General features: G+C 69.8%; 26 protein-coding genes. 4 read left to right on the forward strand and 22 right to left on the reverse strand.

The features are described 5' to 3' along the window. Positions 1–4: 4 nt before the first annotated feature. The 3 genes from glmS to OG937_19470 all read right to left on the reverse strand — a co-directional run bounded on the left by glmS (position 5) and on the right by OG937_19470 (position 3423). The gene (glmS, locus tag OG937_19460) at positions 5–1852 is read right to left on the reverse strand and encodes a glutamine--fructose-6-phosphate transaminase (isomerizing) (protein ID WUD73707.1); all 1848 of its coding nucleotides are present in this window, start codon (positions 1850–1852) and stop codon (positions 5–7) included. Between the two features lie 204 nt (positions 1853–2056). Further along, positions 2057–2449, reverse strand: coding sequence for a GtrA family protein (locus OG937_19465; protein WUD73708.1), 393 nt, complete (start codon positions 2447–2449; stop codon positions 2057–2059). Further along, entirely contained in the window at positions 2449–3423 is a 975-nt protein-coding gene (locus OG937_19470) for a glycosyltransferase family 2 protein (GenBank protein WUD73709.1), read from the reverse strand. Before OG937_19470 ends, OG937_19465 begins: the two co-directional genes overlap by 1 nt. Positions 3424–3794: 371 nt before the next feature. Between OG937_19470 and OG937_19475 the strand changes: the two genes are divergently transcribed. Together OG937_19475 and coaA are read left to right on the forward strand one after the other, a co-directional pair. Continuing rightward, entirely contained in the window at positions 3795–6356 is a 2562-nt protein-coding gene (locus OG937_19475) for a YfhO family protein (protein ID WUD73710.1), read from the forward strand. Positions 6357–6614: 258 nt separating this feature from the next. Continuing rightward, positions 6615–7616 (forward strand): type I pantothenate kinase, encoded by a 1002-nt coding sequence (gene coaA / locus OG937_19480; protein ID WUD73711.1) that lies wholly within the window; start codon positions 6615–6617, stop codon positions 7614–7616. A 74-nt stretch (positions 7617–7690) separates the two neighbouring features. Here coaA and glmM read toward each other — a convergent pair whose 3' ends face one another. The 4 genes from glmM to OG937_19500 all read right to left on the reverse strand — a co-directional run bounded on the left by glmM (position 7691) and on the right by OG937_19500 (position 12110). After that, entirely contained in the window at positions 7691–9049 is a 1359-nt protein-coding gene (gene glmM / locus OG937_19485) for a phosphoglucosamine mutase (protein ID WUD73712.1), read from the reverse strand. A gap of 148 nt (positions 9050–9197) precedes the next feature. Next, on the reverse strand, positions 9198–9698 hold the full coding sequence (gene rpsI, locus OG937_19490; GenBank protein WUD73713.1) for a 30S ribosomal protein S9: 501 nt from the start codon (positions 9696–9698) through the stop codon (positions 9198–9200). Between the two features lie 40 nt (positions 9699–9738). After that, positions 9739–10185, reverse strand: coding sequence for a 50S ribosomal protein L13 (gene rplM, locus OG937_19495; protein WUD73714.1), 447 nt, complete (start codon positions 10183–10185; stop codon positions 9739–9741). Positions 10186–10487: 302 nt separating this feature from the next. Beyond that, positions 10488–12110 carry an ATP-binding cassette domain-containing protein gene (locus OG937_19500; GenBank protein WUD73715.1) on the reverse strand — a complete coding sequence of 541 codons (1623 nt, stop codon included), beginning with the start codon at positions 12108–12110 and terminating at the stop codon, positions 10488–10490. Between the two features lie 66 nt (positions 12111–12176). Here OG937_19500 and OG937_19505 point away from each other — a divergent pair, with 66 nt between their 5' ends. Together OG937_19505 and OG937_19510 are read left to right on the forward strand one after the other, a co-directional pair. Next, on the forward strand, positions 12177–12347 hold the full coding sequence (locus OG937_19505) for a hypothetical protein (protein ID WUD73716.1): 171 nt from the start codon (positions 12177–12179) through the stop codon (positions 12345–12347). Between the two features lie 8 nt (positions 12348–12355). Then, the gene (locus tag OG937_19510; protein WUD73717.1) at positions 12356–14206 is read left to right on the forward strand and encodes a hypothetical protein; all 1851 of its coding nucleotides are present in this window, start codon (positions 12356–12358) and stop codon (positions 14204–14206) included. Positions 14207–14247: 41 nt separating this feature from the next. Here the strand turns inward: OG937_19510 and truA are convergent, their stop codons facing one another. The 15 genes from truA to rplR form a co-directional block, all read right to left on the reverse strand. Continuing rightward, positions 14248–15105: a tRNA pseudouridine(38-40) synthase TruA gene (truA, locus tag OG937_19515; protein ID WUD73718.1), complete on the reverse strand. Its 858-nt coding sequence runs from the start codon at positions 15103–15105 to the stop codon at positions 14248–14250. 72 nt (positions 15106–15177) lie between these two features. Continuing rightward, positions 15178–15681 carry a 50S ribosomal protein L17 gene (rplQ, locus tag OG937_19520; GenBank protein ID WUD73719.1) on the reverse strand — a complete coding sequence of 168 codons (504 nt, stop codon included), beginning with the start codon at positions 15679–15681 and terminating at the stop codon, positions 15178–15180. A gap of 81 nt (positions 15682–15762) precedes the next feature. Beyond that, positions 15763–16785, reverse strand: coding sequence for a DNA-directed RNA polymerase subunit alpha (locus OG937_19525; protein WUD73720.1), 1023 nt, complete (start codon positions 16783–16785; stop codon positions 15763–15765). Between the two features lie 106 nt (positions 16786–16891). Then, positions 16892–17518, reverse strand: a complete 627-nt coding sequence (rpsD, locus tag OG937_19530) for a 30S ribosomal protein S4 (protein ID WUD73721.1) — start codon at positions 17516–17518, stop codon at positions 16892–16894. Between the two features lie 36 nt (positions 17519–17554). Next, complete coding sequence (gene rpsK / locus OG937_19535) at positions 17555–17959, reverse strand: 30S ribosomal protein S11 (GenBank protein ID WUD73722.1); 405 nt, start codon at positions 17957–17959, stop codon at positions 17555–17557. A 67-nt stretch (positions 17960–18026) separates the two neighbouring features. After that, positions 18027–18407: a 30S ribosomal protein S13 gene (gene rpsM / locus OG937_19540; protein ID WUD73723.1), complete on the reverse strand. Its 381-nt coding sequence runs from the start codon at positions 18405–18407 to the stop codon at positions 18027–18029. A gap of 187 nt (positions 18408–18594) precedes the next feature. Next, positions 18595–18708: a 50S ribosomal protein L36 gene (rpmJ, locus tag OG937_19545; GenBank protein ID WUD73724.1), complete on the reverse strand. Its 114-nt coding sequence runs from the start codon at positions 18706–18708 to the stop codon at positions 18595–18597. Between the two features lie 29 nt (positions 18709–18737). Next, positions 18738–18959: a translation initiation factor IF-1 gene (infA, locus tag OG937_19550; GenBank protein WUD73725.1), complete on the reverse strand. Its 222-nt coding sequence runs from the start codon at positions 18957–18959 to the stop codon at positions 18738–18740. A 154-nt stretch (positions 18960–19113) separates the two neighbouring features. Beyond that, complete coding sequence (gene map / locus OG937_19555) at positions 19114–19950, reverse strand: type I methionyl aminopeptidase (protein WUD73726.1); 837 nt, start codon at positions 19948–19950, stop codon at positions 19114–19116. A gap of 92 nt (positions 19951–20042) precedes the next feature. Then, positions 20043–20717: an adenylate kinase gene (locus OG937_19560; protein ID WUD73727.1), complete on the reverse strand. Its 675-nt coding sequence runs from the start codon at positions 20715–20717 to the stop codon at positions 20043–20045. After that, positions 20717–22030: a preprotein translocase subunit SecY gene (secY, locus tag OG937_19565; protein ID WUD73728.1), complete on the reverse strand. Its 1314-nt coding sequence runs from the start codon at positions 22028–22030 to the stop codon at positions 20717–20719. Before secY ends, OG937_19560 begins: the two co-directional genes overlap by 1 nt. A gap of 223 nt (positions 22031–22253) precedes the next feature. Beyond that, complete coding sequence (rplO, locus tag OG937_19570; protein ID WUD73729.1) at positions 22254–22718, reverse strand: 50S ribosomal protein L15; 465 nt, start codon at positions 22716–22718, stop codon at positions 22254–22256. A gap of 1 nt (position 22719) precedes the next feature. Further along, positions 22720–22902 (reverse strand): 50S ribosomal protein L30, encoded by a 183-nt coding sequence (gene rpmD / locus OG937_19575; protein WUD73730.1) that lies wholly within the window; start codon positions 22900–22902, stop codon positions 22720–22722. Then, positions 22902–23507 (reverse strand): 30S ribosomal protein S5, encoded by a 606-nt coding sequence (gene rpsE, locus OG937_19580; GenBank protein ID WUD73731.1) that lies wholly within the window; start codon positions 23505–23507, stop codon positions 22902–22904. The genes rpmD and rpsE overlap by 1 nt, the downstream gene beginning before the upstream one ends. Before the next feature lie 40 nt (positions 23508–23547). Then, positions 23548–23931: a 50S ribosomal protein L18 gene (rplR, locus tag OG937_19585; GenBank protein WUD73732.1), complete on the reverse strand. Its 384-nt coding sequence runs from the start codon at positions 23929–23931 to the stop codon at positions 23548–23550. Positions 23932–23933 lie beyond the last annotated feature (2 nt).

Consider the following 23933-nt stretch of genomic DNA (forward strand, 5'->3'; position numbering starts at 1 on the left):
GTGCTCACTCGACCGTGACGGACTTCGCGAGGTTCCGCGGCTGGTCCACCTCGTTGCCGCGGGCCGTGGCCAGTTCGCACGCGAAGACCTGCAGCGGCACGGTCGCGACCAGCGGCTGCAGCAGCGTCGGGGTCTGCGGCACCCGCACCAGGTGGTCGGCGTAGGGGACGACGGACTCGTCGCCCTCCTCCGCGATGACGATGGTGCGTGCGCCGCGGGCCCGGATCTCCTGGATGTTGGAGACGATCTTGTCGTGCAGCACCGAGCGCCCGCGCGGCGACGGCACGACCACGACGACGGGGAGGTCCTCCTCGATCAGCGCGATGGGGCCGTGCTTGAGCTCGCCGGCGGCGAAGCCCTCGGCGTGCATGTAGGCGAGCTCCTTGAGCTTGAGCGCGCCCTCCAGGGCGACGGGGTAGCCCACGTGGCGGCCGAGGAAGAGGACGGTGTTCTTGTCCTTGAGGGACCGGGCCAGTTCACGGACCGGCTCCATGGTCTCCAGGACCTGCTCGACCTGACGGGAGATCTGGGAGAGCTCGCGGATGACGGCGAGGATCTCGTCGCCCCACTTCGTGCCGCGCACCTGGCCCAGGTAGAGGGCGACGAGGTAGCAGGCGACGACCTGGGTAAGGAACGCCTTCGTGGAGGCGACGGCGACCTCGGGGCCGGCGTGCGTGTAGAGCACGGCGTCGGACTCGCGCGGGATGGTGGAGCCGTTGGTGTTGCAGATGGCCAGCACCTTGGAGCCCTGTTCGCGGGCGTGCCGCAGGGCCATGAGGGTGTCCATGGTCTCGCCGGACTGGCTGATGGCGACCACCAGGCTGCGCGGGGCCAGGATCGGGTCGCGGTAGCGGAACTCGCTGGCGAGCTCCACCTCGCAGGGGATGCGGGTCCAGTGCTCGATCGCGTACTTGGCGATCATTCCGGCGTGGAAGGCGGTGCCGCAGGCGACGATGACGATCTTGTCGACCTCGCGCAGCACGGAGGCCGGGATCCGTACCTCGTCGAGGGTCAGCAGGCCGCTCGCGTCGATCCGGCCCAGCAGCGTGTCGGCGACGGCCTTGGGCTGCTCGGCGATCTCCTTGAGCATGAAGTAGTCGTAGCCGCCCTTCTCGGCGGCGGAGGCGTCCCAGTCGATGTGGTACGGCCGGACGTCGGCGGGCTTGCCCTCGAAGTCGGTGACGGTGACGCCCTCGCGGCGCAGCTCCACGACCTGGTCCTGGCCGAGCTCGATGGCCTCGCGGGTGTACGCGATGAAGGCCGCGACGTCGGAGGCGAGGAAGTTCTCGCCGTCGCCGACGCCCACGACGAGCGGGGAGTTGCGGCGGGCGCCGACCACGACGTCCGGCGCGTCGGCGTGGACGGCCACCAGGGTGAAGGCGCCGTCGAGGCGGCCGCAGACCTGGCGCATGGCCTCGGCGAGGTCCCCGGTGGAGGAGTAGGCCTCGGCGAGGAGGTGGGAGACGACCTCGGTGTCGGTCTCGGAGAGCAGGTCGTGGCCGCGCTCGGCGAGTTCGGCGCGCAGGGCGGCGAAGTTCTCGATGATGCCGTTGTGGACGACGGCGACCCGGCCCGCGTTGTCCAGGTGCGGGTGCGCGTTGGCGTCCGTGGGGCCGCCGTGGGTGGCCCAGCGGGTGTGCCCGATCCCGGCGGGGCCGCTCGGCAGCGGACGCTCGTCCAGCAGCTTCTCGAGGTTGGCGAGCTTGCCGGCCTTCTTGGCCGCGGCGAGCCCGCCGTCGGCGAGGACGGCGACACCCGCCGAGTCGTATCCCCGGTACTCGAGCCGCTTCAGACCCGCGATGACGACGTCGAGGGCGGACTGACCGCCCACGTATCCAACGATTCCGCACATGTGCCGTAGCCTACGGTCCGACTGGCGCCCGGACCTGCCGGAGCTTGCCCGGAATCGGAATTTCCCACGGGCACGAACCCTTGGTGCGCCGGGCCGTTGCGCCGCGATGTCACCCGGCGGTGGTCGGGCTCGATCTCGACGGGCCCGCCCCGAGATCCACACGCGGGGTTCGGGGAGGATCTTCCGGGACGGCGGTGCCGTGCGTCACACCGCCTGCCCACCGACCGCTTCGGCCCCGGGCCGGACCATGATCATGCGGGAGACCATGAAGGTGATCGGCACGGCCGCTCCCGAGGCGATCAGCGGCGCGAACCAGCTCCCCAGACGCAGCACGTCGACCAACAGGTAGAGACCTCCGGTGGTGATCACGAAGTTGGCCGCGTTGGTGAGCGGGAAGAGCAGGAAAGTGCGCCAGCTCGGCCGGGTCCGGTAGGTGAACCAGGTCGTCAGGAAATACGAAACGATCATGCTGAGCGCAAAGGCCAGGATGTGCGCCGCCACGTAGGGCAGCCGCAGCAGAAACAACAGGTACAGGCCGTAGTAGACGCCGGTGTTGGCGACTCCCACCAACCCGAACCGAATGAGCTGGCCGAGCATCAGCCGACCAGTTCCTTCTGCACCTCCGACGCGTTCCGGCTCCCGGTCCGGGCGGAGGCGATATTGGTCGCCTTCACCAGATAGTGCGGGCGCCGCTTGACCTCGTAGTAAATTCGGCCAACATATTCACCGGCCACTCCCAGCATGACCATTTGTACACCCGACAGCGCCGTGATGACCACCACGAGCGTGACATATCCAGGAGTTCTCACTCCGTTCACCAGTGCGCCACCGACAATCCATGCGGCATACGCAAAAGCGACGGAAAGCAGCAGCATGCCGAGATACAGCGCGATGCGCAGCGGTTTGCTGTTGAAGGACAGCAGGCCGTCGAGTCCGTAGTTGAGCAGCTTGCCGAACGTCCACTTGCTGCGGCCCTCTTCGCGCACGGCGTTCTGGTACTCGAAAGTGGCGGTCGAGAATCCCACCCAGGCGAAGAGGCCCTTGGAGAAGCGGTTGTACTCGGTGAGCGCGAGCACCGCATCCGTCGCGCGGCGGGAGAGCATCCGGAAGTCACCGACCCCGTCGACCAGTTCCACGTCGACCAGGCGGTTGATGAGCCGGTAGTAGGCACGGGCGGCGATCGTCCGGGTAACCCGGTCGCCCTCCCTGGTTCGCTTGGCGATCACCTGGTCGTAACCGTCGGCATGCAGGTCGACCATGCGCCGTATGAGCTCGGGAGGGTGCTGCAGATCCGCATCCATGATCACGACGGCATCGCCCGAGGCGTGCTGCAGTCCCGCCAGCATGGCCGCCTCCTTGCCGAAGTTGCGGCTGAAGGAGACGAATCGCACGTGGCCGTCCCGGTTTCCCAGCTGCTCCAGGATGGAGAGGGTCCGATCCCGGCTTCCGTCGTCCACGTAGACGATTTCGAAGTCATGGCCGATCATCGCGAGTTCCATGACCAGGTGATCATGGAAGCGCGCTATGACGTCCTCTTCGTTGAAGCAGGGAACCACGACGGATATGAGCATGCTTCTCGCTCCAAGCGTGCTACTAGGCCAAGTGCGCCGCGACCCTAACACGAGTCCATTGGCGGGGGCGGTGACGAATGCGGCCTGACGGACCGACAGGCTGCCCTGTATACCCGCCGAGGATGTGCCGTGGGTAACGACAACAAGTCCACTTACCGAACAATGGCATCGGCACCTTCGGCCGGCCCGGCACTCCGCACGCCGTCACCCTGCCACAGCACGACGTGGAGCGGGTTAGGCGGTTTAACTCGTGCTGCTAGCATCCCCGAGTTCAGTCCGATTTTCGGGCGATCAGTCCGGACTTCGTGCGTGCGCGCTCGCATTAGCGGCGCGCGTTATTCCGGGAGACCGTTCGGAGGGAAAGGGGCCAGATGCCAATCCGGACGCCGGACAGGGACCGCCTGCGTGCCGCGGGACTTGCCGCGCTGCTCACCGCCGTGGCCCTCTGCGCCGGTGACGCGCTGGCCCGGAGCTTCCCCTTCGGACCCCGCTCCCGCAGTGTGATCGACCTCGCCAACCAGTTCGTCCCCTTCCACACCTGGCTGTGGGACCTCCTGCACGGCCGCGCTGACGGCGGCCTGCCGGTCAACTGGCAGTCCGGCTACGGCTCCAGCTCACTGCCCGACGTAGGCACCTATCTGAGCAGCCCCTTCGCGTTGCTGGTCGTGCTCTTCCCGAGGGACCGGATCGACCTGGCGCTCTATGTGATCACCGTGCTGAAACTGGCCGTCGCCGCAGCCGCGATGACATGGCTGCTGCTCTCCTTGAGGCGCGGCCGCGGCTGGGTGGCGGCGGCCCTGGGCTCCGGGTACGCGCTGTGCGGCTGGTCGCTCTTCCAGGGCGCGATCAACCCCATGTGGCTGGACGGACTGATCGGATTCCCGCTGCTGTGCCTGGTCGGGGAGTGGGCGCGCTCCGGCCGTCGCCGACTGCTCGGCACGGCACTGGTCGCGGTGGTCTGGATCGCCAACTTCTACACGGCGTACATGGCGACCATCGGCGCCGGCCTGGTGCTGGTCGCCCAGCTGCTGATCAGCGACACCACGCTGAGAGAGCGCGGCGCGGCCCTACTGCGCGCCGCACTCACCACGGCGCTCGGCATCGGTCTGTCCGCGCCACTGCTGTTCACCATCGCGCTGGGCACCCGGCACGCCTATCCCGGACTGGTCAGGGAGTTCTCCCCCCGGGACTGGACGGACGTACTCGCCCGGATGCTCCCCGCCACCTACAGCTCGCTGGATCCCGCCGTCTACGTGAGTACCGCGGTGCTGCTCCTCGCCTTGTGTCTGCCGTTCAACGGCGCGGTACCCGCACGCGTGCGTCTGGTGTGGACCCTGCTGGTGGTGGGGACGTTGGCGTCCATGCAGTGGGGGCCCACCCATCTGGCCTGGCATGCCTTCACCACGCCCAACGGCAGCGCCTACCGGCAGGCGTTCATCTTCTGCGGGCTGCTGGTGATCGCCGCCTGGCAGGCCTTCGCGCACGGTGTACCGGGCTTCCGGCCGCTGCTCGCCGGACTGGGGACGCTGGTGCTGATCACCGCGGGCGCCATGCGGAGCGAGCTCATCAGCGGCTGGACGCTGCCCACCCTGCTCGCGGGCACCGCGGCCGCTGCAGGCGCCGTGGTGCTGCTGGGCCTGACCGCTCGCCGCCACCGCCGGTTCCTGGTGGCGTTCGCGGCCGTACTGCTCGTGGGTGCGCAGCTCGGACAGGCCACCGTCAGTACGTTCTACGCGGCCCGGGAACGGCAGCGCGCGTTCCCCGGCCACCCCGTGTGGGGGGCGTACCAGGAGCGCCAGAGTCAGCTGGCGGCCGAGGCGGACGGCTGGCCGCGGTACCGCACCGAACCCGGCCACCCCGAGACCGTCGGCAACGATCCGCTGGTCGTCGGTGGGCAGGGGGCGCAGTACTACAGCAGCCTCACCTCGGTCGCTCTCAGCCGGACCCTGTTCTCCCTGGGCGCGGGCTGGACCGCGCTCGGCCGGTCGCCGCAGAGCCTGGACAACCCGGTCACCGACGCCATCTTCTCGATCGGCGCCCGGGTGCACCCCGACACCATGACGGTCACCCGCAGGGATGTGCCGCCGCTGGTCACCGTGCGGCCGTCCGAGCACCCCCCTGCCTTCGGCCGGTCGGCCTTCCGCAACCAGGAACAGCTGCTCGGCGCGCAGGTCTACACCCTGCCCGGCATCTCGGTCAGCCCGGCCGACGGCCAGGCCCCCGCCCGCACCCCCGACCACGGCTACCGGCTCTCCGGACGGAGTGCGGACGGCGCAGGGGCGACGGACCGGCTCACCTTCTCCTGCCCGGCCGGCAGCGAGGTGTACCTGTGGGCCCCCGGATACAGCGGGACCGCGCGGCTCTCCGGCGGACCGGCCCAAGGGTTCCAGGGCAGACCGCCGCACAGGGGAGCCGCGATGCGACGGCTCGGCACGGCCACAGGAACGACCCCGCTCACCGTCGAGCTGCATGCCGGCCTGCCAGGAGTGCTGCCCGAGCAGCCGGTGGGCTGCCTGGACCCGACCCGGCTTGCCGCCACCGTACAGCGCCTCAAGGCCGCCGCGGCCACCGGCGTCCAGGTCAGCGGCAGCGGCCTGGAGGCCGAACTGCCCGCCGGGAGCACGGGCACGGCCGTGATCGCCGTCCCGCGGACGGCCGGCTGGCAGTGCGCCGCCGGCGACGGTGAAGCGAAGCCGGCCGGCAGTTACCTCGGCCTGATCTCGGTGCCACTGGACGGCGACACCACTCGGATCAGCTGCGACTTCCACCCGCCGGGGCTACGGCTGGGCTCGGCGGTCGCCGGGGTGTCGCTGCTGGGCCTGGCCTGGCCGGTGGTGCTGCGCCGGCTCAGGGGCCGGCGAGGGCAGTCGGCCCCGGACGAGCCGTCCGACACCCCGGTCGCCAGGCCCGCGCAGAGCGCAACTTCGGCATAGGGCCGTATGCCGTCGGGGTGGCGGGCGTCGGCAGACGCCTGCCACCGCGACGGCGACTCGCGCCTCCTGACGACACCGGCCCGTACCGTCGTCTGCGCCTTCGCCGCCTTCTTCGGCCGGACGTCCCTCCGCTGCCCGGTGCCGCCGTCCTCACCGGAAAACAGAACCAGTGGGTTGGATGCCCGACTCCTGCCCTGGTAGCCGCGGCGTGACGCACCCCACTCCACCGTCCCGTTCAAACTCCGTTAACAATGGACTGTGATCTCACCGGTCTCCCCGATGCCCCAAAGCGCCCACCGGCCCAGGTCGGAGGCGACTCCCTACGTCGACCTGACGCGGGCCGAGTGGAGCGCGCTGCGCGACCGCACGCCGCTGCCGCTCACCGCCGAAGAGGTCGAGCGGCTGCGCGGCCTCGGCGACGTCATCGACCTGGACGAGGTGATCGACGTCTATCTGCCGCTGTCGCGGCTGCTCAACCTCTACGTCGGCGCCACCCACGGCCTGCGCGGAGCGGTCAACACCTTCCTCGACGACACCGGCGAGGGCCACGGCTCGCAGACCGGTACGCCCTTCGTCATCGGCGTCGCCGGCAGCGTCGCGGTCGGCAAGTCGACCACCGCGCGCATCCTGCAGGCGCTGCTCGCCCGCTGGCCGGAGCACCCGCGGGTGGAACTGGTCACCACCGACGGATTCCTGCTGCCCAAGGCCGAGCTGCAGCGCCGCGGGCTGATGTCCCGCAAGGGCTTCCCCGAGTCGTACGACCGGCGCGCCCTGACACGTTTCGTGGCCGACGTGAAGGCCGGCAAGGACGAGGTGCGCGCACCCGTCTACTCGCACCTGATCTACGACATCGTGCCGGACGAGGAGCTGTTGGTCCGGCGGCCGGACATCCTCATCGTCGAGGGCCTGAACGTCCTGCAGCCCGCCCTGCCGGGCAAGGACGGCCGCACCCGGGTCGCGCTCGCCGACTACTTCGACTTCAGCGTGTACGTGGACGCGCGCACCGAGGACATCGAGCAGTGGTATCTGGCGCGCTTCCGCAAGCTGCGCGAGACCGCCTTCCAGAACCCCCTGTCGTACTTCCACCGCTACACCGAGGTCTCCGAGGTGGAGGCCATGGAGTACGGCCGCCACACCTGGCGCGCCATCAACCAGCCCAACCTGCTGGAGAACGTGCTCCCGACCCGCGGCCGGGCCACCCTGGTCCTGCGCAAGGGCCCCGACCACAAGGTACAGAAGCTCTCCCTGCGCAAGCTCTGAGCGCCTCACCCCCGGACGTACGACGCCGCCCGCCCGGAAGTCCGGGCGGGCGGCGTCGTTGGCGCGGGGGCGGTCTAGCCGAGCGCGGACTTCACGACGTCGGCGAGCCGGCCGGCCACCGAGCGGGCGTGGTCGATGTCGGCGGCCTCGACCATGACGCGGACCACCGGCTCGGTGCCGGAGGGGCGCAGCAGCACGCGGCCGGTGGTGCCGAGTTCGGCCTCCGCCTCGGCCACGGCGGCGGACAGCTCGGTGGAGGACCCGACTCGGCTCCTGTCGACGTCCCGGACGTTGACCAGGACCTGCGGCAGCCGCTCCATGACGGTGGCCAGCTCGGCCAGCGAACGGCCGGTGGAGACGACCCGGGCGGCCAGCATGAGGCCGGTGAGGGTGCCGTCGCCGGTGGTGGCGTGGTCGAGGATGATCACGTGGCCGGACTGCTCGCCGCCGAGCGCGTAGCCGTGCTCCTTCATCGACTCCAGCACGTAGCGGTCGCCGACGGCGGTCTGGATCAGCTCGATGCCCTCGCGCTCCATGGCGAGCTTGAAGCCCAGGTTGGACATGACCGTGCCGACGACGGTGTTCTTCCGCAGCCGGTCCGCCTCGCGCATGGCGACGGCCAGGACGGCCAGGATCTGGTCGCCGTCGACCTCGTTCCCCTGGTGGTCCACGGCCAGGCAGCGGTCGGCGTCGCCGTCGTGGGCGATGCCGAGGTCCGCGCCGTGTTCGATGACGGCGGCCTTGATCAGGTCCAGGTGGGTGGAACCGCAGCCGTCGTTGATGTTGAGGCCGTCCGGCTGGGCACCGAGGGTGACCACCTCGGCGCCGGCCCGGGCGAAGGCCTCGGGGGAGACGCGGGCGGCCGCGCCGTGGGCCTCGTCCAGGACGATCTTCAGGCCGTCCAGGCGGTTCGGCAGGACGCCGATCAGGTGGGCGACGTACTGGTCGAAGCCCTGGTCGTAGTCGCGCACGCGGCCCACGCCGGCGCCGGTGGGGCGGTCCCAGGGGGCGCCGGTGCGGTGCTCCTCGTAGACGGACTCGATGCGGTCCTCGAGGTCGTCCGCGAGCTTGTGGCCGCCCCGGGCGAAGAACTTGACGCCGTTGTCGGGCATCGGGTTGTGGCTCGCGGAGAGCATCACGCCCAGGTCCGCGCCGAGCGCGCCGGTGAGGTAGGCCACGGCCGGGGTCGGCAGCACGCCCACCCGCAGCACGTCGACGCCGGCGCTGGCGAGCCCGGCCACCACCGCGGCCTCCAGGAACTCTCCGGACGCGCGCGGATCCCGTCCCACCACGGCCACCGGCTTGTGGCCCTCGAACGTGCCCGCCTCGGCGAGCACGTGCGCCGCCGCGACCGACAGTCCGAGCGCGAGCTCAGCCGTCAGATCCGCGTTCGCGACACCGCGCACACCGTCCGTACCGAAGAGTCGTCCCACGTCTTTACCTCCGAGATGTTGCCGTGCTCCGCCCCGTACTCACCGGGCGTTCATCCGGTTATACGTCTATACCCCCCGGAATGCGTACGCCCCGGAGACGCACAAAGTGCCTCCGGGGCGTACGTGCAGTGCAGCGCGCGCGTGATGCTTAGCGCTTGCTGTACTGCGGCGCCTTGCGGGCCTTCTTCAGACCGGCCTTCTTGCGCTCGATCTCGCGAGCGTCGCGGGTCAGGAAGCCGGCCTTCTTGAGCGGGCCGCGGTTGTTGTCGACGTCCGCCTCGTTCAGCGCACGGGCGACGCCCAGGCGCAGCGCGCCGGCCTGGCCGGAGATGCCGCCGCCGTTGATGCGGGCGATGACGTCGTAACGGTCGTCGAGCTCAAGGATCTTGAACGGCTCGTTGACTTCCTGCTGGTGCACCTTGTTGGGGAAGTACTCCTCAAGGGTGCGACCGTTGATCGTCCACTTGCCGGAGCCCGGGATGATCCGGACGCGGGCGACGGACTCCTTGCGGCGGCCCGTGCCGGCGGCCGGCTGGGGCTCGCCGAAGCGGGAGGCGAGGGACTCGGAGGTGTACTCCTCCGGGATCTCGATGGTCTCCACGATCTCGCCGTCCTCGACGAGAGGGGTCTCAGGGGTGGTCTCGGCCACGATGCTCCTCAGATGCTTTCTGTATCGGTGGTGGCCGGGACTAGCCCTGCGCGACCTGGCTGATCTCGAACGGAACCGGCTGCTGGGCGCCGTGCGGGTGCTCGGCACCCGCGTACACCTTCAGCTTGGAGAGCATCTGGCGGCCCAGGCTGTTCTTGGGCAGCATGCCCTTGACGGCCTTCTCGATGGCCTTCTCGGGGTTCTTGTCGAGCAGCTCGTCGTAGCGGACGGAACGCAGACCGCCCGGGAAGCCCGAGTGGCGGTAGGCCAGCTTCTGCTGCTTCTTGTTACCGGAGAGGTGCACCTTGTCGGCGTTGATGATGATGACGAAGTCACCGGTGTCGACGTGAGGCGCATAAATCGGCTTGTGCTTGCCCCTCAGGAGGGACGCGGTCTGGGACGCCAGACGGCCCAGGACGACGTCCTGCGCGTCAATGACGTGCCACTGGCGCTGGACATCGCCGGGCTTGGGGCTGAACGTACGCACGGTCGTAGCCTTCGCTTCTTCAGTGAGTGGGTACTGACAAGGCCACCCGGACGATCACGACAGCCCTGTCACCCTGCGGCGACGCATACCGCGAGGTGAACGCTGGTCATCGGCCCGGTGGACCGGCGTAGCGGCCTCTCACGTGAGAACGAGCAAGCCAATACGCATAACGAACCTGCAGAATACCCGCGGCTGCCCGTTCGGGTCAAAACAGCCGGTGCGGGGGCGTGCCCGCACCGGCCGCCCCCGCCCGCACGCCCGCCTCGGGGGCGCGGCCACGGGCCCCCGACCCGGGCCCCCGGTCACCGCTCCCGCGCGACCCGTGTCTCGTCCCACACCGGCTCCGGCGCCTCCCGCACGACCCCGTCCGCACCGAAGACCAGGTACCGGTCGAAGCTGCGGGCGAACCAGCGGTCGTGCGTCACCGCGAGCACGGTCCCGTCGAACGCCTCCAGCCCCTCCTGCAGCGCCTCCGCCGACTCCAGGTCCAGGTTGTCGGTCGGCTCGTCCAGCAGCAGTGCCGTCGCCCCGGCCAGCTCCAGCAGCAGGATCTGGAAGCGCGCCTGCTGCCCGCCCGACAGTTGGTCGAAGCGCTGGTCGCCCTGCCGGTCGAGCTCGTAGCGACGCAGGGCGGACATCGCCTTGCCGCGGTCGCGCGCGTGCTCGGTCCACAGGATGTCGACGAGGGTGCGCCCCGCCAGTTCCGGGTGCGCGTGCGTCTGCGCGAAGTGCCCCGGTACGACCCGCGCGCCCAGCTTCCACTCCCCCGTGTGCCGCACGCCGGGGTCACCGGCCAGCAGCCGCAGGAAGTGCGACTTGCCCGAGCCGTTCGAACCGAGGACGGCCACCCGCTCCCCGTAGAAGACCTCCAGGTCGAACGGCTTCATCAGCCCGGTCAGCTCCAGCCGCCCGCAGGTGACGGCGCGCAGGCCGGTGCGCCCGCCGGACAGCCGCATGCGGATGTCCTGCTCGCGCGGCGGCTCCTGCGGCGGCCCCGCCTCCTCGAACTTCCGCAGCCGGGTCTGCGCGGCCCGGTAGCGGGAGGCCATGTCGGGGCTGATCGCCGCCTGCTGACGGAGGGTCAGCACGAGCTTCTTCAGCCGGGCGTGCTCCTCCTCCCAGCGCCGCCGCAGCTCCTCGAAGCGGGCGAAGCGTTCGCGCCGCGCCTCGTGGTACGTGGCGAAGCCGCTGCCGTGCACCCACACGTCCGAACCGGCCGGTCCCGGCTCCACGCTGACGATCTTCTCGGCGGAGCGGGCCAGCAGCTCCCGGTCGTGGGAGACGAACAGCACCGTCTTCCTGGTCTGCCGCAGCTGCTCCTCCAGCCAGCGCTTCCCGGGGACGTCGAGGTAGTTGTCCGGCTCGTCCAGCAGCAGCACCTCGTCGGTGCCGCGCAGCAGCGCCTCCAGCACCAGCCGCTTCTGCTCGCCGCCCGACAGCGTCCGCACCTCGCGCCACTGGGCCCGCTCGTACGGGACGCCCAGCGCGGCCGTGGTGCACATGTCCCAGACCGTCTCGGCCTCGTAGCCGCGGGCCTCGGCCCAGTCGCTGAGCGCCTGCGCGTAGGCCAGCTGGGCGGCCTCGTCGTCCTGCGCCATGATCTCCAGCTCGGCGGCGTCGACGGCGGCGGCGGCCTCGCGGATCCGCGGCGTCGCCACGGACACCAGCAGGTCCCGCACGGTGCGGTCGTCCCGCACCGAGCCGACGAACTGCGGCATGACCCCCAGCCCGCCGCTCACCGTGACCGTGCCGCCGTGCGGCTTCAACTCACCGGAGATCAGCCGCAGGAGGGTCGTCTTGCCGGCGCCGTTCGCCCCGACGAGGGCCACCGCGGCGCCCTCGCCCACCCGGAACGAGACGTCGCCCAGCAACACCCGGCCGTCCGGCAGGTAGTACTCCAGATGCGCAACGTCCACATGTCCCATGCCGTGGATTCTCGTAGCACGGTCGCCCGCCGCCAAACTGGTTTTCTCCTCTATAGAATCCGCGCCATGACTGACGGGCCGCTGCAGCCGTACCACCCGGACGAGGGATGGACCGCACCGCCGGGACGGCAGGGCGTCCCGGGCGTCCCCCGGGAGCGGCGCCACGTGCTCCTCGGACGGGTCGGATCCGGCGGCTCCGGCCCCTGCCCCACCGAGGCCGGCACGCCGGCCGGCTGACCCCACCCATGCCCTCCCTGCGCACGCTGCTGACCCTGCCCCGCATGCTCCGCCACGGCGCCGCCGTCGGGGCCGGCCTGCCACCGGACGAGGCCGTCCTCCTGGACGTCCCCGGCGTCCCGCTGCGCGGCGCGCTCGCGGCGGCGGGCACCGGCGACCACGGGCCCGCCCGGGAGCTGCTGTCCGCGAGCCGGCTGGGCTGCCAGTGGGAACTGCGCGACACCTACGTCTGCGAGCTGGCGCAGTTCGCGCTCCACAACCCCGGGTGGCTGGACGCCTGGCTCGCCGCCGCGCCCGAGGACCCGGACGCGGCGCTGGTCAAGGCCGACCTGTGCGTCCTCCAGGCCTGGGAGATACGCAGCGGCGCCCGCGCCTTTGAGGTCTCGCCGGAGCAGTTCAAGGCCTTCTTCGCGCTGCTCAAGGACGCGGTGCCGGTGATCGGCGCCGCCGCCGAGCTCAACCCCGCCGACCCCGTGCCGTGGCGCGTCGCGCTCACCCACGCGCGGGGCATGCAGTCCTCGCGGGAGATCTTCGACGCGTACTGGACCGAGGCCGTCGAGCGCGCCCCGCACCACTACGGCTGCCACGCCTCCGCCCTGCAGTACCTGTGCGCCAAGTGGTACGGCGCCCACCGCGAGATGTTCGACTTCGCCGAGCAGGCCGCCGAGGAGGCGCTGCCCGGCTCGAAGATCAACTCACTGCCGCTGCTCGCCGCCGTCGAGTACGAGATCGTCGCGGGCGGACCCGCCGCCGACGACGCGTCCGGCGCGGACGCCGTCGAGCCCGCCCGCATCGCCGCCGCCGTGGACCGCGCCCTGGAGCTGTCCGGCTGGTACGACCCCGGCGACCCGGAGGCGGCGGGGTTCCGCAACCACCTGGCGCTGATGCTGATGCGCGCGGGCCGCTGGGAGGAGGCGCTGCGCGTCTTCCGCGACATCGGCGTGCACGCCACCAGCCTCCCCTGGGCCCACCTGGGCGCGGACCCCCGCCAGGAGTTCCTGGACTTCCGTACCGGGGTGCGGATGCAGGTCGCCACCCGCACGCCGTTCTTCTCCGCCCCGCCCGCGGTCCCCGTACCGGCCGGCGCCCCCGACTGGGCGCCGCGCGCCCTGGCGGTGGCCTCCGCACCGCTCACCGCCGTCGCGCAGGCGGCGCTGCTGTGCCGGACCGAGCTGCGGCTGGCCCCGGCGGGAGCGGGATTCACCCATGTCGAGCTGACCGGGGAAGGCAGTCTGGCGGGGGCGGTCGACCTGTTCACGGCGGGCGAGAAGTGGCCCGCGGTCGTCCTGCAGCGCTCGGGCGACCGGTACGGGATCACGCTGTACGCCAAGGGCAGGAAGGTCGCCGCGCACGAGTGGGCACCGGGGGCGCCCGTACCCTCCCTGGACGCCGCCGGCGCCACGGCCGCCGCCCTCGCCGCGGCCTACGGCGTCCACGACGCACGGCCCCTCACGGCGCTGCTGCGCGGCATGGACGACCCGGGGCGGCGGCTCGCGGACACGGTGGCGGCACTGGGCCTGCCGGTGCTGCCGGAGGGCTTCGGGGAGCGTCCGGCCGCGCTCGACGGGGTGCCCGGGGCCCGGGTGCTCGCCCCGCGCGGCTTCCTCTCCGGGGTCAGGGACACCCTCACCACGGAGACGGGCGCGATGCCGCTCCCCCCACGGGACACCCCGGTGCGCCTCCCCGCCCGCTGGTGGGCGATGCGCGCGCTCTACCTGCTGCTGCTCGTCCCGGCCGCCTGCTTCTCCTGGTGGGGCGCCTTCCACGACCGCCTCCGCCCGGTCCCGCTGGTGCTGACGTCCCTGGGCTCGGGCTACGTCCTCACGCAGGTGGTCACGGCACTGCGGCGCCGCAGATGAACGCACGGGCCCGCGGCGGCCCGGTGCGGCGCGGCCGCCCCTCAGGCGCGCGGCAGCGGCAGGGTACGCATGTTGCGGGCCTCGCGGTTACGCGCGGCCAGCAGCTCGTCCGCCGGGTAGCCGACCTCCTCCAGGGTCAGCCCGTGCGGCCGCACCACGTTGACCGCCGAGTGCCGGACCCGTCCCGCCAGGACCTCCCCGGGGAAACCGGCCGGCCGGTGGCCGTCGCCGACCAGCAGCATCGAGCCGACCAGGGCGCGCACCATGTTGTGGCAGAAGGCGTCCGCCCGTACGGTCGCCACCGCCAGCCCGGAGGCGTCCCGCTCCCAGTGCAGCTCCAGGAGGGTGCGGATGGTCGTCGCGCCCTCCCGCTTCTTGCAGTAGGCCGCGAAGTCGTGCTCGCCGAGGAGCTTGCGCGCCGCCTCGTTCATCAGGTCGACGTCCACCGGCCGGTCGTGCCACAGCACGTGCCCCCGCAGCAGGGGGTCGACCCCGCCCTGGTGGTCGCCGACCCGGTAGGCGTAGCGGCGCCAGATCGCGGAGAAGCGCGCGTTGAAGCCGGCCGGGGCCTGCGAGACCTTCCACACCCGTACGTCCCAGGGCAGCCGTCCGGCCAGCCGGCGCAGCAGCTTGCCGCCCTCCGCCGCCCAGACGTCCTCCGGCAGGTCGACGTGCGCGACCTGCCCGCGGGCGTGCACACCCGCGTCCGTACGCCCGGCGACGGTCAGCTCGACCGGCTCGGGCAGCCGCAGCACCGTCCGCAGGGCCGACTCCAGCTCCCCCTGCACGGTCCGCCGGTTGCGCTGCTTCGCCCAGCCGGAGAACTCGGCCCCGTCGTACGCCAGGTCCAGCCGCACCCGGACGTACCCGGGCTCCACCTCATCGCTCGCCACACTCACCCGCAGATCCTCTCAAACGCGCGGACGGGCCCGCCCCCAGAGATCTGGGTGCGGGCCCGTCCGGTCAGGACGTCAGGCGTCCTTGGACTCCTCGGCCGGAGCCTCGGTGGCCTCGGCCTTGTCCTCGACCTCGGCCGGAGCCTCGGTCTTGGCCTCGGCCTCCTTGACCGCGCGCTTGGTCGCGGCCTCCGCCTCACCCGTGGCCTGCTGGGCCACGGTCAGCGCCTCCACCAGCTCGATGACGGCCATCGGCGCGTTGTCGCCGCGGCGGTTACCGATCTTGGTGATGCGGGTGTAACCACCCGGGCGGTTCTCGTACCGCGGGGCGATCTCGGTGAAGAGCGTGTGGACGATGCCCTTGTCCGTGATCGTCTGCAGTACCAGGCGACGGTTGTGGATGTCGCCCTTCTTCGCCTTGGTGATCAGGCGCTCCGCGACCGGACGCAGACGGCGCGCCTTGGCCTCGGTGGTGGTGATGCGACCGTGCTCGAACAGCGACTTCGCGAGGTTCGCGAGAAGCAGACGCTCGTGCGCGGCGCTGCCGCCCAGACGGGCACCCTTGGCGGGCTTCGGCATGGTGTTTCTCCTCAATCTCTGCACCGGCCGTGTCAGGTACCGGTGTCAGGCCCCCCAGGCGGACGCCTGGGGGCAGTCAGATCAGTACTGCTCGGTCTCCACGAAGCCGGCGTCGACGTCGTCGTCCGCACCGAAGGTGTCGGCGGCGGAGGTCGGGTCGAATCCGGGCGGGCTGTCCTTGAGGGCCAGGCCCATGCCGGCCAGCTTCGCCTTGACCTCGTCGATCGACTTCGCACCGAAGTTGCGGATGTCGAGCAGGTCGGCCTCCGAGCGTGCCACGAGCTCACCCACCGAGTGGATGCCCTCACGCTTGAGGCAGTTGTAGGAACGGACGGTGAGCTCGAGCTCCTCGATCGGCAGCGCGAGGTCCGCCGCCAGGGCGGCGTCCGTGGGGGACGGGCCCATGTCGATGCCCTCGGCGTCGACGTTCAGCTCGCGGGCGAGACCGAACAGCTCGACCAGGGTCTTGCCGGCCGAGGCCATCGCGTCGCGGGGACGCATGGCCTGCTTGGTCTCGACGTCGACGATCAGCTTGTCGAAGTCGGTGCGCTGCTCGACACGGGTCGCCTCGACCTTGTAGGTGACCTTGAGCACCGGGCTGTAGATGGAGTCGACCGGGATGCGGCCGATCTCCTGGCCCTGCTGCTTGTTCTGGACGGCCGAGACGTAGCCGCGACCGCGCTCGACGGTCAGCTCCATCTCCAGCTTGCCCTTGCCGTTCAGGCTGGCCAGGACGAGGTCGGGATTGTGCACCTCGACACCGGCCGGAGGCGCGATGTCGGCGGCGGTGACCACACCCGGGCCCTGCTTGCGCAGGTACATCACGACGGGCTCGTCGTGCTCCGAGGAGACGACGAGCTGCTTGATGTTGAGGATGAGGTCGGTGACGTCCTCCTTGACACCCGGCACGGTGGTGAACTCGTGCAGGACGCCGTCGACCCGGATCGAGGTGACGGCGGCACCCGGGATCGAGGAGAGGAGCGTGCGGCGGAGCGAGTTGCCGAGGGTGTAGCCGAAGCCCGGCTCCAGCGGCTCGATCACGAACCGGGAACGGAACTCGTCGACGACCTCTTCGGCCAACGAAGGGCGCTGAGCGATCAGCATGGGGTAATGCCTCCAGTCTTCGGCACCCACTATTTGATGCCGAGGCTTCAAGGGTACGGGCGGCGCGGCGCCAGGAGCACCGCACCGCCCGGGACCGTGAGCGCTGCTACTTCGAGTAGAGCTCGACGATCAACTGCTCCTGCACCTGGGTGTCGATCACCGGGCGCTCGGGCAGGTTGTGCACGAGGATCCGCAGACGCGAGGGGATCGCCTCCAGCCAGGCCGGGACGGTCCTCTCGCCGGCCTCCCCCTGGGCCACCGCGAACGGCGTCAGGTTACGGGAGGACTCGCGGACCTCGACGATGTCGTTCGCGACGACACGGGCCGACGGGATGTCGGTCTTGACGCCGTTCACGAGGAAGTGGCCGTGACGGACCAGCTGCCGCGCATGATCACGCGACTTGGCGAAGCCCGCCCGGTAGACCACGTTGTCCAGCCGGGACTCGAGGATGCGGAGCAGGTTCTCACCGGTCTTGCCGGACCTGCGGTTCGCCTCCACGTAGTACCCGCGGAACTGCTTCTCAAGGACACCGTAGATGCGCGCGCACTTCTGCTTCTCGCGCATCTGCAACAGGTACTCGCTGTCCTTGGTGCGCCCGCGTCCGTGCTCACCCGGGGGGTAAGGACGGATCTCGATCGGGCACTTCGCGCTCTCGCACTTGCTCCCCTTGAGGAAGAGCTTCTGCTTCTCCCGACGGCAACGCTTGCAGTCGGCCCCGGTGTAACGCGCCATTCCTGTTTGTCTCCTACCTGCTCAGCGGATTGCTGATCAGACGCGCCGGCGCTTCGGCGGGCGGCATCCGTTGTGCGGGGTCGGAGTGACGTCCTGGATCGAGCCGACCTCGAGGCCGGTGGCCTGGAGGGAGCGGATCGCGGTCTCACGGCCGGAGCCGGGGCCCTTGACGAACACATCGACCTTGCGCATGCCGTGCTCCTGCGCGCGGCGCGCGGCCGACTCGGCGGCCATCTGCGCGGCGAACGGGGTCGACTTGCGCGAGCCCTTGAAGCCGACGTGGCCGGCGGAGGCCCAGGAGATCACGTTGCCGGACGGGTCCGTGATCGAAACGATGGTGTTGTTGAACGTGCTCTTGATGTGGGCGTGCCCATGAGCGACGTTCTTCTTCTCCTTGCGGCGCACCTTCTTGGCGCCGGCCTGACGGCCCTTCGGAGGCATATGTGGTTACTCCCGGTGGAGGTGGTCGGTCCTACAGCGAAGACCGCTGACGAGCGTCCGCTGAGGACTACTTCTTGCCCGGCTTCTTCTTGCCGGCGATGGCGCGACGCGGGCCCTTGCGGGTGCGGGCGTTGGTGTGGGTCCGCTGGCCGTGGACCGGCAGGCCGCGACGGTGGCGCAGGCCCTGGTAGCAGCCGATCTCGACCTTGCGACGGATGTCCGCCTGGATCTCGCGACGGAGGTCACCCTCGGTCTTGATGTTGGCGTCCACGTACTCGCGGATCTTGACCAGGTCCTCTTCGTCCAGGTCGCGGACCCGGGCGTCCGGGTTCACGCCGGTGGCGGCGAGGGTCTCCTTGGCCAGGGTGCGGCCGATGCCGAAGACGTAGGTGAGGGCGACCTCCACACGCTTCTCGCGCGGGATGTCGACACCTGAAACGCGTGCCATTCAATGGCTCCTGTTGGTGTCCGGGGGTCTTCCACAGCGCCGTTCCTGACCGCCGTACCAGGTACGGATCAGGTCTCCGGCCCCCGCCGGAGGTGCCGTCAGCCGGAGCGTTCCGACCGGACGGGCGCTGCGTATGTACATGTGTTTCGCGTCGCGCGAAGAACTGCGAGGTGCAGGTCGGCGTGCGTCAGCCCTGGCGCTGCTTGTGGCGCAGGTTGTCGCAGATGACCATGACCCGGCCGTGACGGCGGATCACCTTGCACTTGTCGCAGATCTTCTTGACGCTCGGCTTGACCTTCATGGGATGTCAGGTTCTCCGGGTCTTGAGATCTACTTGTAGCGGTAGACGATCCGTCCGCGCGTGAGGTCGTAGGGGGACAACTCCACAACGACCCTGTCATCGGGAAGGATGCGGATGTAGTGCATGCGCATCTTGCCACTGATGTGCGCGAGGACCTTGTGACCGTTCTGCAGCTCCACCTTGAACATAGCGTTCGGCAGAGACTCGATCACGGTGCCCTCGATTTCGATGGCGCCTTGCTTCTTGGCCATGTCCTGCTTTCGGGATCGGCTACCTTGGTCGGCTTTTGGCATGCCTGAAGGCATACGCGGGCCGACGTGACAGTCTACGTCAGCCGATCTGGAAAGACGAATCCGGGGTGTATGCCCGCGAAAGATGATCGGTAAGCGCGGCGGACGGGGGCGCTCAGGCGAGCGGGTCCGGCGCGGCCGTGATCCCGTACTCCGCCAGCTTGGCCTTGCCGCCGTCGCGGGCGGTCAGGACCAGCGGGCCCTCCTCGGTGAGCGCGACGGAGTGCTCCCAGTGCGAGGACCAGGTGCCGTCGTCGGTCTTGACCGTCCACTCGTCCTCGAGGACGTGGGTGAGCGGGGTGCCGAGGCTGACCATCGGCTCGATGGCCAGGCACATGCCGGGCACCAGGCGGGGGCCCTTGCCGCGCTTGCGGGACACGTAGTTCAGCAGGTGGGGGTCCATGTGCATCTGCGAACCGATGCCGTGGCCGCCGTACTCCTCGATGATCCCGTACTTGCCGCCGCCGGGCTTCGGCTGCCGGCGGATGTACGTCTCGATGGCACGGGAGATGTCGACCAGCCGGTCGCCCTTGCGGAAGGCGGCGATGCCGGCCCACATGGACTCCTCGGTCACCCGGCTGAGCTCCACAAGTTCCGGAGCGTGGCCGCTGCCCACGAACGCCGTGTAGGCGGCGTCGCCGTGCCAGCCGTCGACGATCGCGCCGCAGTCGATCGAGATGACGTCACCGTCCTTCAGGACGGTCGCGGTGTCCGGGATGCCGTGGACGACGACGTCGTTCACGGAGGTGCAGATGGTGGCGGGGAAACCGCCGTACCCCAGGAAGTTCGGCTTGGCCCCATGGTCGGCGAGGACCTTGCGGGCGACGTCGTCCAGGTCCTTGGTGGTGGCTCCGGGGACGGCCGCCTCACGGGTGGCCTCGTGGATCGCGGCGACGACCAGGCCGGCCGCGCGCATCTTCGCGATCTGCTCGGGGCTCTTGATCTCCACCATCGGTCCTGGCCTTCCTTCGTCCCACCGGATACCTCAACGGTACGGCCGCGGGGTCCTGGGGGACACCGCGGCCGTACCGGTCACGCATGTGCTCAGGCGGCGCTGTCGCCCGAGTCCTTCTTGTCGTGCAGCGCGTCCATCGCCCGCTTGGTCACCTCGGCGACCTTGCCCAGGGCCGAGATGGTGCGCACCAGGCCCTGCTGCTTGTAGTAGTCGATGATCGGCTCGGTCTTGCTGTGGTACTCCTCCAGCCGGACCCGCACCTTCTCCTCGGTGTCGTCCGACCGCTGGTACAGCTCGCCGCCGCACTCGTCGCAGACGCCGTCACCGGCCGGAGGGTTGTACACCACGTGGAAGACGTGGCTGCCGTTCTTGCGGCACAGCCGGCGACCGGCGATCCGCTTGACGACCTCCTCCTCGGGGACCTCGAGGTCCAGCACCGCGTCCAGCGCTATCCCGGCCTCGGCGAGGATCTTGTCGAGCGCCTGCGCCTGGCCCACGTTCCGCGGGAAGCCGTCGAGCAGGAAGCCGTTCCCGGCGTCCGGCTGCAGCATGCGGTCCTTGGCCATCCCGATGGTGATCTCGTCGGGTACCAGCCGGCCGGCGTCCATGTACTCCTGGGCCTTGCGGCCCAGCTCCGTGCCCTGGCTGATGTTCGCCCGGAAGAGGTCGCCCGTGGAGATGTGCGGGATCGACAGGTTCCTGGCAAGGTACGCAGCCTGCGTACCCTTGCCGGCCCCGGGGGGCCCGACGAGGACGATGCGCATCAGCGGAGGAACCCTTCGTAGTTACGCTGCTGAAGCTGGCTCTCGATCTGCTTCACGGTCTCCAGGCCGACACCCACGATGATCAGGATGCTCGTCCCGCCGAACGGGAAGTTCTGGTTCGCGTTGAACAGCACCAGCGCCACGGTGGGCACCAAGGCGATCAGCCCCAGGTACATCGCGCCCGGCCACGTGATGCGGTTGAGCACGTAGCTGAGGTACTCCGCGGTGGGACGACCAGCCCGGATGCCCGGGATGAACCCACCATACTTCTTCATGTTGTCCGCGACTTCTTCGGGGTTGAACGAGATGGCCACGTAGAAGAAGGCAAAGAAGACAATCAGCAGGAAGTACGCGGTGATGTAGATCGGGTGATCACCCTTGACCAGGTTGTCCCTGACCCAGTTTGCCCAGGTAGAGGTCGATCCACTGAACTGGACGACCAGTGACGGGATGTACAGGAGCGATGACGCGAAGATGACGGGAATCACACCCGCCTGGTTCACCTTCAGCGGGATGTAGGTGGACGTTCCTCCGTACGAACGACGGCCGATCATGCGCTTCGCGTACTGCACGGGGATGCGGCGCTGCGCCTGCTCGACGAAGACGACGAGGGCGACCATCGCCAGACCCACCATGATGACCGCGCCGAACTCGACCCAGCCGTCCGCGATCTTCCCGGACTTCTTGATCGCCCAGAGGGCGCCGGGGAAGCCGGCCGCGATCGACAGGAACATCAGGATCGACATGCCGTTGCCGATGCCGCGGTCGGTGATGAGCTCGCCCAGCCACATGATGAGGGCGGTACCCGCGGTCATCGTGATGACCATCGTGATCGTGGTGAAGATCGACTGGTCGGGGACGATGTTGAAGCGGTCGGGGCACTGCTGGAAGAGGCTGCCGGAGCGGGCGGTGGCCACCAGGCCGGTGCCCTGCAGGATCGCCAGCGCCACGGTGAGGTAGCGCGTGTACTGCGTGATCTTGGTCTGACCGGCCTGGCCCTCCTTCTTGAGGGCTTCCAGGCGCGGGATGACCACGGTGAGCAGCTGCAGGATGATGCTCGCGGTGATGTACGGCATGATGCCGAGCGCGAAGATCGTGAGTTGCAGAAGCGCGCCGCCGCTGAAGAGGTTCACCAGGCCGAAGAGGCCCTGGTTCCCGCCGACCGCCTTGATGCAGGAGTTGACCACCTGGTAGTCGACCCCAGGGATCGGGATGTGCGCTCCCAGCCGGAACAGCATCATGATGCCCAGCGTGAACAGCAGCTTCTTGCGCAGGTCGGGCGTCCTGAACGCCCGGGCGAACGCGGTGAGCACGGTGCCTCCTGCGCCCCCCGCCTCTTCGGCGGGAGGTGACGGTGTTGAAAGCTACGAATGGTCGAACTGCAAAACGATGGGGGTTGCCTGACCCGCGTCAGCGCACAGGCTCCGCAAGACTAGCCCGGCCCACCTTACCGGCGAGCGTCCGTCCCCGGAATGACCAACCGGGGATGCCCCGCACGAAAGTGCGGAACATCCCCGGCTGGATGTGGCATCACTCTCAGACGAGCTCGGTGACCGAGCCGCCCGCGGCGGTGATCTTCTCCTTGGCGGAGCCGGAGACCGCGTCGACGGTCACCTGCAGCGCCACGGAGATCTCGCCGGTGCCCAGCACCTTGACGAGCTGGTTCTTCCGCACGGCACCCTTGGCGACCAGGTCGGCCACCGTGACCTCGCCACCCTCGGGGTAGAGCGCGGTCAGCTTGTCCAGGTTCACGACCTGGAACTCGGTGCGGAACGGGTTCTTGAAGCCCTTGAGCTTCGGCAGACGCATGTGGAGGGGCATCTGCCCACCCTCGAAGCGTGCCGGAACCTGGTAGCGGGCCTTGGTGCCCTTGGTACCACGACCGGCCGTCTTGCCCTTGGACGCCTCACCACGACCCACACGGGTCTTGGCGGTCTTGGCACCGGGGGCCGGACGGAGGTTGTGGACCTTCAGCGGGTTCGACGTGTTGTCGGTGCCCATGTCAGTCAACCTCCTCGACCGTGACGAGGTGGCGGACAGTCTGGACCATGCCGCGGATCTCCGGGCGGTCCTCCTTGACCACAACGTCGTTCAGCCGCTTCAGGCCGAGCGAACGCAGGGTGTCACGGTGGTTCTGCTTGCTGCCGATGTACGACTTGACCTGCGTGACCTTGAGGCGAGCCATTACGCACCCACCCCAGCACGCGCCCGGAGCAGAGCCGCGGGAGCCACGTCCTCGAGGGGCAGGCCACGACGGGCGGCGATCTCCTCGGGGCGCTGCAGGCCCTGGAGAGCGGCCACCGTGGCGTGCACGATGTTGATCGCGTTGTCGGAGCCGAGCGACTTCGACAGCACGTCGTGGATGCCGGCGCACTCCAGAACGGCGCGCACCGGACCACCGGCGATCACACCCGTACCGGGGGAAGCAGGCTTGAGCAGGACGACGCCCGCGGCCTTCTCGCCCTGGATGGGGTGGGGGATGGTGCCCTGGATACGGGGGACCTTGAAGAAGTGCTTCTTGGCCTCCTCAACACCCTTGGCGATGGCGGCCGGCACCTCCTTGGCCTTGCCGTAACCGACACCCACGGTGCCGTCACCGTCGCCCACCACGACCAGCGCGGTGAAGCTGAAGCGACGACCACCCTTCACAACCTTGGCGACGCGGTTGATCGCGACAACGCGCTCAACGTACGCGGTCTTCTCGGCGGCAGCTGCGCCGCCGTCACGGCCCTTCCGGTCCCGCCGCTCGCCGCCACCGGCACCGCCACCGCGGCGCTGGGGTCCAGCCATTGGATTACCTCTCTCTGTTTCCGCTAGCTACGGAACCGGCTCAGAAACCGAGCCCGGCTTCGCGGGCGGCGTCGGCAAGGGCGGCGATGCGCCCGGCGTACCGGTTGCCACCACGGTCGAACACGACGGTCTCGACACCGGCCGCCTTGGCGCGCTCGGCGACCAGCTGGCCGACCTTCTTGGCCTGCTCGGTCTTGTCACCCTCGACGCCTCGGATGGAGGTGTCCAGGTGCGACGCCGAGGCCACGGTGTGGCCCTTGAGGTCGTCGATGACCTGCGCCGTGATACCGCGGTTGGAGCGGGTCACGACCAGGCGCGGGCGCGCCTCGGTGCCCGAGATCCGCTTGCGGACGCGGATGTGGCGGCGCTTCTTGGCGGCGCCCTTGTAAGCATCGCCCTTGGCGATCTTCACACCGTATGCCATGG

The sequence above is a fragment of the Streptomyces sp. NBC_00510 genome, assembly GCA_036013505.1.
Classification (GTDB): Bacteria; Actinomycetota; Actinomycetes; order Streptomycetales; family Streptomycetaceae; genus Actinacidiphila.